This window comes from Shewanella sp. 0m-8 (assembly GCF_052977265.1).
Genome location: NZ_JBRIMB010000063.1, coordinates 1 through 14,050, shown reverse-complemented (window position 1 = coordinate 14,050; position 14,050 = coordinate 1). Strand labels below are relative to the sequence as shown.

The window sequence follows — 14,050 nt, the reverse complement described above, 5'->3', positions numbered from 1 at the left end:
ATGCTAGACTGCTTCGGTTTGCTGTATTGTACCGAGAATTTGATGACTGTGACTAGGCTAAGCTTCCCTTATGGTGAATCAATCCAATGGTTTTCACCAGAACAAATCGCCAATTTACCTACGCCACCTTTTAAGGACTGGCTATTAAGCACTTGTAGCTTAACGCAAAAACTAAAAAAGCAATGCACTCACTTTGAAGTCCGAGTTCTTGGAGAGGACACCCTAATTCCCCCTGTAGAAGAGGCCTTTGGCAACGAAAGCATGTGGATTAGAGAGGTGTTACTCGTTTTAGATGGGATCCCGTGGATTTTTGCGAGAACCCTAATCCCTGGGCGATTACTAGAGAAAAAACAACAAGATTTTCTAGGCTTAGGCGGCAGACCATTGGGCGAATTACTCTATTCAACCGATGAGTTTACTCCAGGCAGAATTGAAGTGGCGCATTTTGAAGCCTGCAGCAAAATAGCTAAACTGGCAAAATCACTGCAACAAGATGTCAGTGAAGAGTTGTGGGGGCGCCGTCGCTACTTTCAACATGAAACCGAACAATTGGTGGTGAGCGAGGTTTTCTTACCCGCCGCTCAAGCAGCCATCGCTAAACTTTAGCGCTATCGCTGGCATAGAAAACGATCTGTTTTATGCCAGCGAGTCATGCTGTTATTGGCGACGATACACACCCAGTAGAGCAAGCATTACCAGCGACAACCAACCTAAACTTCCACCTCCAGAAGAGCCCGCAGGCTCAATAACTGCAGCTGCCACCGTAATGAGTTCACTCTTTTGCGCTGTTTGCCCCATACTGTCTGTCACCGTTAACTTAACGGTATAGCTACCTGCTACGCCATAAGTGTAACTAGGAGATTGAGCAGCGCTGGTATTGCCATCGCCAAAGTCCCAAAGGTAACTCAAGTCACCATTACCGCCTGTCGACTGATTGATGAAGCTCACTAATAAGTTAGATGTGGTTTGAGTGAAGCCCACCTCTATCGCTGACCCCACAACAAGGTTGGTGTTATTGGTAAAACTTATGCCATTACCATCTGTTACGGTTACCGTGATGAGGTAATTACCATCAGTTGCGTAGGTGTAGCTGGGTGAAGCCTGACTACTGGTGCCATCAGTGGTACCAAAATCCCATGCGTAAGTATAATTGCCATCACCACCACTCGCATTGGCGGAGAAGCTTGCTTCTCGACCTTGTAAGCTATAACTAATACTGCTGTTGAGCTCTTGTGAGTCTGCTGGCGTTTGGCTGGTATACCTAAACTGCACCATCGCATTACTGCTATTGCCTGATTGAGTCATCACCTCCATGGTTAAGCCCAATTCCGGTAACACAGTGCCAGACTCCTTTTGCAGTGGCGCACTGTAATCATTGGCATCATCGAATAACTTAGCCGCCCCAAGGTGTTCATCGTTAAGGTAGCTCGACTGGTTAAATAAGCTAAAAGCTGCATCTCTGACTTGAACACTCGAATCATTGCTGCCAATTAAGTTTTGATCAGCATCGACCACACTAATCAAGCTATAGCCGGGGTGGTTGCTCACTTCATTGTTAATGTACTCTTGGTTTTCAAACCATAATACAACCCCAGGATCATAAGATTTAGATTTAAGACCTTTATCAATACCTTGCTGGCTTCTTAGCTGAACAATGTAACGCCTGTCTTTACCTGGACGCTTATTACTTACTCTGGCAAACCCTGCATAGGCAATATCAGCCTCTAACTCACCACCATTAAAAAATATCGTATCGGTGTTATCGAGCATGATGTCGATATCATCGATCACTATGCCATAGTCACCCACGGCCTGATCCGTCACATATCGCACCGAGAGACGTACATCTCGGCCAGCATAAGGACTCAAATCAAACAGCAGGTTAACCCAAGCATCTGCGCCTTCGGCGCCAGCTAAATCGCTGGATTTACCGGTAATAATATTGCGTTCATTATTCTTCGAGTTACTCGCCTTAGTGTACTGACCAGCTATAGGTACACCATCGACCAGCAGCTGCGCGTAATCATAATCTTGCTCAATGCTCCAATGTGCTTGCATCGATAATACAAGTGGCGTGGCAGCGGGTAATTCAACATCGAATGACATGGCATGATTAATCATATCGCCTTGATCTGAATAGTACTGATACGAGCCGCTATATGGCTGTTTAAACTCAACATCCACAGCAGGGATTGGAATTGAGATTTGGTTGACCTGCTCATGGTTGACCGCCTCTACAAGATTAATATCTAACCCAGTATCGGCAATAGAATCGAGGGGCACAATTTGCTCAGTAACCCAATTACCGCCATAGATACTCTGTAGGTAAGAACGCGCATAAGGGCTAAAGCCTGATGGCATTGAGCCAGCAAGCGAACCGGCCCAACTCCCTCCCGCCATGAGCGACCAAAACCCTACCGGAGCCCCTTTACCGAGCTGCGTCGTGTCATACTCGTCAGGCAAGCCTAGGTCATGGCCAAATTCATGCACACATACACCCAGTGCCGCATCAATGGGCTGAATGGTATAGCCCGAAAGCTTAATGGCTGTTCCAGGTAGCATATAACTGCCCCCATCGACAAACGAGCGATGGGACCAGATAGCATCGGCGCCCAACATCCCTCCACCCGCTTCTTCACCAATGCTCGAGTGGAAAATCATCACATGGTCGATAATGCCATCGGCTTCATTTGTTACACCGTTATTGTTTAAGTCAAAAGGATCTTCGATATCATAGCGAGCTAATTCAGCATCACTCATACCAGCAACCGCAGCAGTAACAGCTTCTTTGACTAAATCAGACACCGCGATGTCGTTATCATTATCATTGGGATCGTTACCGCCATAAACAGCCGCATTATTATCCGCTCGATACCAGCCCTTTACATCACCGGTAAAGAAAAAACTGCCACCCGATTCGGCTTGATAGTATTGATACCCTGTCATCAAGGTTTGCCCTTGAGGACCGTCATAACCCGTTTCAGAAAATAATAATGAGCGATAATGTTCGACCGAATAATCGTTATAGAACATCTGAGTATCACTACTGGTTAAGCCATTGTCGTTATGGGGAAGATCTGGGAAATCGATAAGTACGGTAAGCACTTTGACCGTTTTATCATTAAAACTCTTCACCAAGGGTGATGAATTGCTAGCTAACTTCGCCCGCTGTTTAGCCCGCTCAAGTCGTTTAAATTGCTGTTGTGCTTGGATCAATGGGATTTTCTTCACCCCACCAGCTCGTTTAGTAAACGCCTCTATCGCTTGCTGTTTTTCAGCTTCAGTTGCGTCAGCAGAAATCTCTCCGCGTTTAACCAGCCAATATAGCACCTGCTCTTTATTGATAATGTTGGCATCAGCAGTCGTACCCGATGTCACCGGAGCTGCCAGAGCGATAGGAGAAAATGAAATGAATGCACCCAAAAATACTGTGAACAATTTAGTTTTAAGCAATTTATTCATACTACTGACTTCCTTTTTTACAGTCTTTGAATGCCTTTTGACGCTTGCGGATATATTCGTTTACCGCCTCTTGCGCTTCAGCCTCAGTCATCTGCTCAGTAATCAAGCCACGCTCTTTAAGGTTAGCCTGTAATTTACTGGTATCGTGAATGGGTGACATAGAGCTGCACAAGGCTTGCTTGCGAGGAACATCGCTATGGGAGTCGGTAATAATCGACTGCTGTTGTATCTCGTGAGAGCGACTATTGCAGGCCGATACCAAAACAACACTAAGAAAAATAAAGACAAAAACAGAGACTTTCATAGACCACCCAACACTGCTGAATCACAAAACAATAACAACAACAGCAATACATTAACAGTCAGATTGATATATTTAGGTGGTCAATTTATTAAAAATAGGATTATCGACTAATTTTCATTGAGTTAGCAGCAAAAACATTGTGATTAATTATTATTCACATCGGTCAACCATGATTGATAAATAAGCAATAGTACCGAAGCTGACCAACTAAAATTAGTGCAGTGCAACCCCTCACCTGTGAGTGGGTTGTAATTTTCCCGAATCGGACTCTGGCCCAAAATCCCCTCTCCCTGCATCACCAATTGTGTTGCAAGCGCCTGAGCTTGCGAGTGATAACCGTAACGCTCAATCCCTTGCAAGCCAAATAATGCCTGATCTAACCACACTGGTCCGCGCCAATACTTTGCAGCAGCAAAGCTAGGACTGTCGGCACTCACTGTTGGAAATGGAATCAAGGTGCCAAATTGCGCAGCCCCAAGATGACGTTCAACAATAATCTTGGCCTGGGCATCACTTGCAGCCCCAGCCCAAAGGGGAAGCCAGCCTTCAACGCCCTTACCTTGCTCTATCATCAATTCGCTGCCTGTTGCAAAATAACGAATATCATAGAAAAACCCTGATTCAGGATCATACATCTGCATCTGGATCTGCTTGGCTAACCTCGCCGCCTCCACATCCCACTTCTTGGCATCACCATTACCCAATGCCTCAGCCATCTGCTGCAAAAAACGTTTCTCAGCATACAGATAAGCATTAAGATCAACCGACTCCTGTGATACCGAATAACCTACTAATTGACCTGCACTATGGTTTTGCCACACAGTTAATGCACCATCCACATCAAATCGTGGCGCGTTATCCATTCCCGACTCCCACGCAGCCGCTTCAATAACAGCTTCCGCATTAATAGAGCCATCTTCATTGAGGTGCATTGGATGCAGATTAGCGCCGTACTCGGCTAAACCGTTATCGTTGTTGTCACGGTTGCGATACCACCATTCATGATACGCCACCAATTTGGGATACATCGTCGTGAGAAAGCCCACATCCTTATCTTGCTCGTAGATCTGCCACACCGCCCACGCGGCCAATGGCGGCTTACCATTACGCTCGTTCCAGTTGCCTCCACCACCACCACGCTGAGCATCTTTATTGTAAAAAATGGCGTCAGGCAGATTGCCTGCATCTTGTGGTCTTAACGGATCTTGCGCCGTAAATTGATAATCAAACATGGCGAGTACATTCGATTTCGCCAACTCAGTATCGAATCGGGCTAAGGCAACCGCCTGCTTCCAGGTATCCCAGGCCCATACACCGTTAAACCATTTATAAGTAATCGATGGGGTAATCGCATCATGGGCAAGCGCTCCAGCTGGGCTACGCCAGTTATGCAGCAAGGTCAGCATGCTTTTCACGCCCAGTTGGCGAGCACTTTTATCACCACCTTGAATAACGTTATCGAGTCTTGATTGCCACTGACCGCGATTGCTCGCAAGCTGGGTATCAATCAGGGCCCAGTCGGGTTCCTTATGTGCTGTGCGCTCGGCTTGAGTATGAAAATAACGCTGCGCCGATACGAAGGTATGCTGCTGGCCCGCCTCTATGGCAATTGGCTTGGCGATGGCGCGATAACCGGATTTCTCGTTAAGATTAATCTTCATATCGCGATCAAACCAAAGATCATACTCGGCATCAGCTAACTGAATTTGCCAAGTTTCCATGATCGGATTAAGTTGCCATCGAATATGGTTTTCCCCGGCTAGCGTCTGCTTTATCAAGCTGTAATCAGGCAATGAAGGGTGTGAGGTGAAGGGCGCGCCATGCCACACCAACTGCCAGTGTTGCGGCTGATGAGACAGGTTGATTAACTCAGTATGGATCACTGCTGTGCGATTATCGCTATAACTCAGGCTTAAATTCACCTGCAGATCAGACCAAGTAAAAGACTGCACTAGACCATCAGGCTTACTGTAAATCTCAACCTTATTGGCACTTTCAAAGGCAATAAACTCGTCTTTATCTAGATTAATAAGCTGCAAGCGCTGCAAACTATCACTCAGATGCAAACTGTACTCTTGCGCGATAAACAAGGGCCCAGTAAAACTCGCGTAGTAATCCGCATTGTCGGGCAAGTGAAAGCCATGCCAGGCACCCTGGTCGGCATAAACAGAGCCTATGGCCAGATTCCCCTTATTATCGCGCTGCTCCATCGAGCTTGGCGTCCCCAGATACGGCAGCAGGTTTTGATAATCGGGAGAATCGAGTGAGGAAAGACTGGCGATACACAGTAGCAGGCAATTTAGCATGAGTTATTGTTATTTTTGAATATTATATCCCGAGTATTACAGGCTAAAATTTGTTCTGCAAGCCCGTTTAACCTTAGTTCACGATCCAAAAACTGAAATCATTATTGTCAGTCATTGATACCGAGACTTAACTGACTGCCCACCAGTGGTAGATGCGCGTTTGCCAATCAGCTTACTGCCCGGTGTGACTAATGTAATTAGCAACACCGTCGAGGAACATCTGCACCGAGATCATCACCAGCACCATCCCCATAAGACGCTCGACAGCAGTTAGGCCTTTTTCACCTAAGACTTTAGTGAACGCTTTATAGAACAGCAAAATCACCGCACTTACGCCCCAAGCAGATACCAGTGCGATAGTCCAATCGAGCATGCGCTCATTGTCCGTGTGCGCCAGTAAAATCAATGCGGCTAACACAGAAGGGCCAGCCATTAATGGGATAGCCATGGGGACAATAAAAGGCTCTTCACCTGCCGCCAGACCAACCACGCCACCGGGTTGAGGGAAAATCATCCGAATCGCGATTAAGAAGAGAATAATACCGCCTGCAATACTCACCGACTCAGTGCGTAAATTCAGAAAGTTAAGGATAGCTTCCCCGGCGAACAGAAATAACATCATGATCACCAGCGCAAATAGCAACTCACGGATCAACACGCCACGGCGCTTTTTAGGTTCAATATGACGTAATATCGACGCAAAAATAGGTAAATTACCTAAAGGGTCCATAATAAGAAATAACATGACTGCCGCAGAGAAAGTATCCATAAGTAAATAATTCTATTCGCTGTAAAATATAATATTCTATAGTGTTTAACCGACAACTTAACAAATAGCAGCCAAACAACACCACATAAATTCACAATTAACTTGAATTAGTTGCGACTGAGTATCAATGTAAATTCAACATTGCACTCTGCTAATTCGCCACAACACTGGTATACTATGGCGTTTTTTCCGTGCTGCCGGTTTAATTTGGAACTCAATGCTGTATCTCTTAGCTAGCTGTATCGCACTATTATTAGGTCCGCTGTTTTATCGATTCTTTTCGGCAGGCAATGGATTACAAAAAGGCCTAGACGGATTTATATTCGTGTCTCTGGGCGGCTTAGTGCTGATCCATATTCTTCCTGAGCTATTAGAACATGGCGGATTTCTGGCCATTGTATTTGTCGTTATCGGCATGTGGGGGCCCACTCTCAGCGAGCGTCTGTTCCACCGCTATTCAGAAGTGACCCACAATCTCACCTTAATTCTAGGTATTGGCGGCCTATTGCTGCATACCATCACAGATGGTGGCGCGATGATCTTAGCCCAGCAAGAGGGCAACTCCATCTTGCTAGCACTCGGCATTATTCTACATAGATTACCTGTAGGCGTTGCGATCTGGTGGTTACTCAAACCACAAGTCGGCAGTCGCTGGGCAATGGTGGTATTAGCTGCCATGATGCTACTTACCTGTGTAGGCTATTTTGCTGGTGAACAACTACTGTCGCAGTTAAGCCTAGAAAATACAGTTTACTTACAAGCCTTTGTAACAGGCTCAATCTTGCATGTGGTGCTGCATCAGCCTCACGGCTCACCCGACACTGACAAGCAAGGCAAATACGAATATCAGGCTGGTATCGGCAGCTTGTTGGGTATCGTTTTACTGGTACTACTGCTAATGGTAGATTCAGGCGGTCACGAGCATCATCACCATAGTCATACAACAGAACACCTGCTCGACTGGATGCTGACGATAGCCCCAGTGTTATTACTGGCTTACGCGGTGGCGAGTCTGCGCTTTCATTATGGACTCACGCCTCATGATCAGCAGTTAAGCCGTCTCTGGTTACAACGATTACTTGGCCCTGAAGCCATTATCATTACCGGCTTACTTTTAGGACCAACATTTGCGTTATTACAAGCAATCTCGGTACTGATTATTGGCTGGCAATTGACACGCTGCAATGTTGAGCCGACGGATCCCCATGACCACCTTCCCGCTTCAGCGTGGCGCTTTGGCTTCGCACACTTAGTTGACCGCAGTGCGCCATGGATCCTATTGAGCCTAGTGTTAGCCAATCTAATTGGTCACCCTGCAGTGCCATTATCGAGCCCGCTAGTACAGGTTATTGTGCTGTTATTGGTATTTTTACCTATGCGCTTCTGTAATTTAGGTGCTGCGGTATTATCTTTATCGTTAGCCTACAGTGGCTGGACGACCACAGCGGTTATGCTGCCATTAATCGCCGCGCCAATATTTAATTTAGCTCAGCTAAAATTGATGAATTGGACGCAAAAGGCCAGCTTATTTGCGCTACTGATCACCTTGCTAGGTGCAATTGAGTTATTACACCCTAAATGGCAAGCCCTGGTTCATCTGCCTGCCACGCTAAACAATATCTGCTTAATCATAGTGGCTATCTTGTTTGCAACCAGTTTGCTTCGCCTTGGGCCACGTAAGTTCTTGAGTCGATTAATGCTACTTAAGCCTAAATCACATGCCCATGATCACGCTCACGGGCACGCACATTCAGACAAGCATGCGCACTCTGATGCACAAGAACATAACAATAGTCATGCGCATAACCATGGCCATAAAAAGAAGCATAACCACAAACATCATCACTAGGCTTTAGACATTAGACTTTAGGTTCTAAACCTCTAGTCGCTAGCTTTTCTAAGTCATGGGCATTAACCTGTATCCATGACTTAGATTTGAGCTTTGTTTATGTGCATTCTATTTGTAGCCCTGCAAACCCACCCCGAATTCCCATTAATCATCTGCGCGAATCGCGATGAGTTTCACTATCGGCCAACCGAACCCGCTCATTTCTGGCCCGCATTAAATCAGTCACATAAACTGCTAGCCGGAAAAGATCTCGAAGCCGGTGGCACCTGGCTTGGAGTAAACCAGCAAGGTAAGGTTGCCGGCCTCACCAATATTCGCGCGCCAGAACTTAACCAAAATGACATGAAAAGCCGGGGTGAACTGGTGCTAAAAGCCCTTGAGGCTGATGGTATAGATCAACGCTGGTTGCAGGATTACAGTCGCTTCTACAATCCATTCAATTTGCTCTTTGGCGACGAACACCTGTTGCAATGCTTCGATAGTCGCAGTCAAACGCTGACTACTCTCAGCCGCGGATTTCACTCCATCAGTAATGGTGCGCTAGATGACATTTGGCCTAAGATGGCTCGGGGCACTCAAGCAATAGAACAGCACATTAGCAATCACACCACGCCCGATATCGACGCCTTACTCAATATAATGACCGACAATACCCAAGCGCCCGATGCAGAGTTACCGGCAACAGGCGTGAGTGTAGAGTGGGAACGCCACTTATCATCAATCTACATTCAGCATGAAGAGTATGGCACGCGCTCGACCAGCATTATTTTAAAAGACAAACAGGGCAAGATACATTTCACTGAAGTGAGGTATGACGGCAAGGGGCGAAACTTAGGTAGGGATGAGTTCGTTATAGCGCCAGCAAGTTAAGCTGGCTTTTTTGCGAGCCGAATATCGAGCTCATCTGATATTGTACTCACCTTAGAGCGAGTTCAAGCAATAGTAAGATGAGCGTCTCCGGTATTAATCTTTTACTTTACGCTCATCTATCACAGCATGCCCAATCAAAAAGAGTGAGCCTATAACCAGTAAGGCAGCAGGTAATATAAACGCCATATAAACTCCTTACTTTTGTTAAAGCTATCAATATCATGCTTTGCAGTCTAAAAGTTTGCTCGCTCAGCGAGAGGTTAGCTAATGACAGTTTTAGTCTAGCAGGCTCAATCCGATGTGTGGTCATGAGTGATCACCCAGCGATCATCGATTTTTTCAACCAGCAAAGTAAACACACCATTAGGGTTATCTTTAGCTCGCTCTAGTGACCAGCGTCCGACAACGATCGCCGCATAGTTACTTAGCATCTTGGTTTCTTTAATCGTAAAAGTGAGTGCGCCTAAAGCCGCCTTGTCTGGATAATGCTTCTTGTATGCCGCTAAGGTTTTATCCCAGCCGTAGCTAAATTTGCCATTCGACACAAAACGCATTTTGTCGTTATTCCAATAGCCTTGCATGTAAGCATCCAAGTCACCGCGATTCCATGCAGCCTGTTGTTCAGCCAAAATACTCGCAATATCATCCGTTGGCACAGCGTTGGCATTAAAGGCCAAACACAACAATAAGACACTGATTCCTTTTTTAAACATTGCCACTCTCCGATCGGGCTTTATTAGGTGTACTATACCCAAATATCCATCTGACGTCTTGCCGCCAATCATAGCTAATGATTGGCTAAAGCGGCAGAAAACATCAATACTCTAAAAAAAGGCCGGAAGGTTTTCGTTATATGTTTCAATTATTTTGGAAAGGGCTGCTAAAACTCATCGGCTGGAAAATATCCGGCGAGCTGCCAAAAGATAAGCAATTTATTGCGATTGTCGCACCGCATACCAGCAACTGGGACTTCATCATTGGGGTTATCGCCCGTGGCGCACTAGGCGTACAAATCAACTTCTTAGGTAAGCATCAACTGTTTATCCCACCGTGGGGCTGGTTTTTTCGTGCTATTGGTGGCACCCCCGTCGACAGACGTCAAAGTAACAATATGGTCGATGCCGTAGCCGAGTTATTTCAAGCCAATCCCAATTTCCGTCTAGCTTTGGCTCCAGAGGGCACCCGTAGCCCAGTATCTCGCTGGAAAACTGGTTTTTATCATATCGCCAATAAAGCTCAAGTACCGATCATAACCGTCGGACTCGATTTCGGTAGCAAGACAGTTGTGATTGCCGAAGGCAAAACACCAACAGGCAACATTCGACAAGATATGAACGAAATCGTCGACTTTTACCGCTCAATTCAAGGCCGTCACCCTAAGGCTATCCCCGACTATAATCCTTAGGTGTTTGCCTAAATAATGTCTGGCGGCTATAGTGCTGCCAGTCATTTAAAATTGTATAAAATCTATGAGCTTTGATACCTGGTTACTCTACCTGTTTGCCATATTGTTGATTGCCGTGTCTCCTGGCACCATGGCTGTATTGTCTATGGGTCATGGCATTCACTATGGTAAGAGTCGCAGCATAGCCACTGCATTTGGCAGCGTCACTTCGGCATTGATATTAATGATGGCGTCAGCTGCCGGCTTAGGCGCCCTGTTAAGCGCGACTGAATACGGCTTTACGATATTAAAATGGTGTGGCGCAGCTTATCTTCTGCTTCTTGGGATTAAATTACTGCTCACCAAGGGCGATGGTAAAGGCTTAGAGCTTAAGACAACCCAAGGTAAAGGCACGCCAAAACAGCTATTTAAACAGGCCTTTTTGGTGGGCATTAGCAACCCCAAAGATCTGCTGTTTTTTGCCGCATTGTTCCCTCAATTTATCGATATTACAGCGCCTCAAGGGCCACAACTGGCCATACTTGCTGCAACTTGGGCCGTGGTAGATTTTAGCTTTGTCATGATCTACGCCAGCATGGCGAATGTGCTCGCGCCAACACTGAAGTCGAGTAATAAACTGCATTGGTTTGATAGAACTAGCGGTGGAGTATTTGTGGCATTAGCGGCAATTTTGGTGACTCGCGAAAACTAATTTCTCACCAATACCAATCAGTGTAAGCCACAAAATAAACAGCCAGGATTAATACTGATGAGTGTAAACCTGGCTGTTGCTATGTATCGCAATATCAAGAAAAGATTAATGCTTCAAGCTGCGAACATCCGCTCCCGTCGGGCCTTGGAATACTCTTAAACCAAATTCAGGCAATATCGCAAACAGGTGATCAAATATATCGGCTTGAATGCCCTCGTAAAAATCCCATCTTGTATCGTTAGTAAACACATAAAGCTCGATAGGGACGCCTAGCTCGGTTGGTGCCAGTTGACGCACCATCAGCGTCATATCTTTGCGGAGCTTATCGTGCTGAGTTAAGTACTCTTGGATATAAGCCCTAAAAGTACCTAAGTTGGTTAGATGACGGCTATTCACATACATGTCTGCATCTTGTACATGAGCGTTATATGTAATGATCTCCGCCGACTTTGCAGAGAAATAGTCTTTAAGATGATTGATCTTGCTTAAGCTACGCATATCATCTTCAGTTAAAAAGCGCACCGATTGAATGTCAATTTGTATCGCACGTTTGATCCGTCGCCCACCAGATTCAGACATGCCACGCCAGTTTCTGAAGGCCCCAGAAACCAAAGCATAAGCGGGTAACATGGTCAGGGTCTGGTCAAAGTTGCGCACTTTAACAGTGGTTAACGACACCTCCTCTACTGTGCCATTGGCTCCAAAGTTGTCCATTTCGATCCAGTCACCCGGGCTCACCATACGGTTAGCAGCAAGCTGAATACCCGCCACAAAGCCCAAAATGGTATCTCTAAATACCAACATGACTAAACCCGTCGCGACACCTAAACCACTTAAGAAATAAACAGGTGATTGGTTTGCTAACACTGAAATAGAGATGATGATAGCCACAAAGAACATGAACAATTTAGCCAGCTGCACAAAGCTCTTAATCGGTAATCTACGACTCACTAAATTATAATCAGCGATTTCATTGGCAGCGTCTAACGAGCTATAAATAGCGCGAACGAGCAACACCACAATCATCACGTCGAGTAACCGGTCGCTTAAGCTACTCATTACTTTATGGTCACTCAACGCCAGCGGCATCAAAATATTCAAGATAAGAACGGGAACCAGTATCGCGATCTTCTCGAGTACTTGATGACGCATGAAAATATCGTCCCAATGCGCTTTCGAACGCAGAATAACCATATTCATGGTGGTTACAACGCCGCGCTTGACGAAGAAATAACCAATAAAAGCGATAATAAAGCATGCAACCACCATAATAGCGCTAGACATACCATCTGATGGCTGAGCATCAATGCCGAACTTGGTAAGCCACTCCACTATCGATGAGCGTAATTTCTGATCCAAAATCTCTCTCCACTTTTGATCGACCCCACACGGAGCATCGATCTAAACAAAGCCCAACATCAGTATCGAGCTAGTTCAACACTATTGTTACAAACCGCTATTATTTCGGCTATTTTAGCACTGTTGGTTGACTGTAAACAAAAGATTGAGAACAATCCATCATCCTATGTCAGACGTTTAAGAGATAAGCATGATTAGATTATTAGTAGCCAGCTTAGTCGCTTTATTTAGCCTTAACGCTATGGCAAATGATTACAGCCAAGACGACACGTTCAAACCAGCCCCCGTAATGGCTATAACTGTAGACTATATTCCCGCCGCAGAAGCTATGTACGGTATCACCGTTGCGCCTCGCCATTATGACCGTGACTATGCCGACTGGGGCTATTACATAGGTTATGCCCAGAGTAAAAAAGAAGATGTTTACGTCGAGCCGCCGGGTGAAGCCTACACTCGTGACACCCTCTGGCGCTTTGGCCTCAGTTATTCGCTCACCAGTGATCTCAGCCTCTATGGCGGTGCCGCGGCCTATACAACAGAGTATTCTTCAACCACCAATATCGTCCCTTATATTGTCGGTGCTGAGCCCGTCTGGGAAACAGATAAAAATACCACATGGGGAGCAGAAGTCGGCCTGCGTTACGTTATAGGTAAACGCCTTATACTAGGTGCTGGCTATAACTCGGCAACAGAGTCCGCAGTCTTTAGCATCGGTTACTCTATGTAAGAGCTAGCGACTATGTATGACTTAGAGATGATGTATAAATTAGAAACTATGTATGAATTAGAGATGATGTATAAATCAGAAACTATGTATAAATTAGAGATGATGTATAAATCAGAAACTATGTACAAATTAGAGATGATGTATAAATCAGAAACTATGTATAAATTAGAGATGATGTATAAATTAGAAACTATGTATAAATTAGAGATGATGTATAAATTAGAGACGATGTGAGACTGTAACTAACTTTGTGTAACTGCTTATCAAACTGTACTCTAAAAAGAGTCAAGGATAGGCGTATAATCATG

At 45.5% G+C, this 14,050-nt stretch carries 12 protein-coding genes; 6 read left to right on the top strand and 6 right to left on the bottom strand.

All coding sequences use genetic code 11. The features are described from left to right. The first annotated feature begins 42 nt into the window (after positions 1-42). Positions 43-606, top strand: a complete 564-nt coding sequence (locus tag ACVBIO_RS19895; RefSeq protein ID WP_447159106.1) for a chorismate--pyruvate lyase family protein — start codon at positions 43-45, stop codon at positions 604-606. Between the two features lie 51 nt (positions 607-657). Here ACVBIO_RS19895 and ACVBIO_RS19890 read toward each other — a convergent pair whose 3' ends face one another. From ACVBIO_RS19890 to ACVBIO_RS19875, 4 genes are all read right to left on the bottom strand, one after another. Beyond that, the gene (locus ACVBIO_RS19890) at positions 658-3,462 is read right to left on the bottom strand and encodes an immune inhibitor A domain-containing protein (RefSeq protein ID WP_447169130.1); all 2,805 of its coding nucleotides are present in this window, start codon (positions 3,460-3,462) and stop codon (positions 658-660) included. Position 3,463: 1 nt separating this feature from the next. Continuing rightward, positions 3,464-3,766: a hypothetical protein gene (locus ACVBIO_RS19885; RefSeq protein WP_447159108.1), complete on the bottom strand. Its 303-nt coding sequence runs from the start codon at positions 3,764-3,766 to the stop codon at positions 3,464-3,466. Between the two features lie 143 nt (positions 3,767-3,909). After that, a complete protein-coding gene (locus tag ACVBIO_RS19880) occupies positions 3,910-6,072 on the bottom strand; it encodes an MGH1-like glycoside hydrolase domain-containing protein (protein WP_447173266.1) in 2,163 nt (720 codons plus the stop codon). 172 nt (positions 6,073-6,244) lie between these two features. Then, on the bottom strand, positions 6,245-6,841 hold the full coding sequence (locus tag ACVBIO_RS19875) for a YhgN family NAAT transporter (RefSeq protein ID WP_447159110.1): 597 nt from the start codon (positions 6,839-6,841) through the stop codon (positions 6,245-6,247). A gap of 217 nt (positions 6,842-7,058) precedes the next feature. On the opposite strand from ACVBIO_RS19875, the gene ACVBIO_RS19870 reads away from it, so the two are divergent. Both ACVBIO_RS19870 and ACVBIO_RS19865 read left to right on the top strand, forming a co-directional pair. Then, positions 7,059-8,690, top strand: coding sequence for a metal transporter (locus ACVBIO_RS19870; RefSeq protein ID WP_447173265.1), 1,632 nt, complete (start codon positions 7,059-7,061; stop codon positions 8,688-8,690). A 99-nt stretch (positions 8,691-8,789) separates the two neighbouring features. After that, positions 8,790-9,560, top strand: a complete 771-nt coding sequence (locus tag ACVBIO_RS19865) for an NRDE family protein (protein ID WP_447173264.1) — start codon at positions 8,790-8,792, stop codon at positions 9,558-9,560. A gap of 290 nt (positions 9,561-9,850) precedes the next feature. Here the strand turns inward: ACVBIO_RS19865 and ACVBIO_RS19860 are convergent, their stop codons facing one another. Continuing rightward, a complete protein-coding gene (locus ACVBIO_RS19860; protein WP_447159113.1) occupies positions 9,851-10,273 on the bottom strand; it encodes a YybH family protein in 423 nt (140 codons plus the stop codon). A 140-nt stretch (positions 10,274-10,413) separates the two neighbouring features. Between ACVBIO_RS19860 and ACVBIO_RS19855 the strand changes: the two genes are divergently transcribed. Next, the gene (locus ACVBIO_RS19855) at positions 10,414-10,965 is read left to right on the top strand and encodes a lysophospholipid acyltransferase family protein (RefSeq protein WP_447159114.1); all 552 of its coding nucleotides are present in this window, start codon (positions 10,414-10,416) and stop codon (positions 10,963-10,965) included. A gap of 64 nt (positions 10,966-11,029) precedes the next feature. Further along, a complete protein-coding gene (locus ACVBIO_RS19850; protein ID WP_447159115.1) occupies positions 11,030-11,656 on the top strand; it encodes a LysE family translocator in 627 nt (208 codons plus the stop codon). Positions 11,657-11,761: 105 nt separating this feature from the next. Here ACVBIO_RS19850 and ACVBIO_RS19845 read toward each other — a convergent pair whose 3' ends face one another. Further along, complete coding sequence (locus ACVBIO_RS19845; protein WP_447159116.1) at positions 11,762-13,015, bottom strand: mechanosensitive ion channel family protein; 1,254 nt, start codon at positions 13,013-13,015, stop codon at positions 11,762-11,764. A gap of 190 nt (positions 13,016-13,205) precedes the next feature. Here ACVBIO_RS19845 and ACVBIO_RS19840 point away from each other — a divergent pair, with 190 nt between their 5' ends. After that, complete coding sequence (locus tag ACVBIO_RS19840; RefSeq protein ID WP_447163115.1) at positions 13,206-13,742, top strand: TonB-dependent receptor; 537 nt, start codon at positions 13,206-13,208, stop codon at positions 13,740-13,742. Positions 13,743-14,050 lie beyond the last annotated feature (308 nt).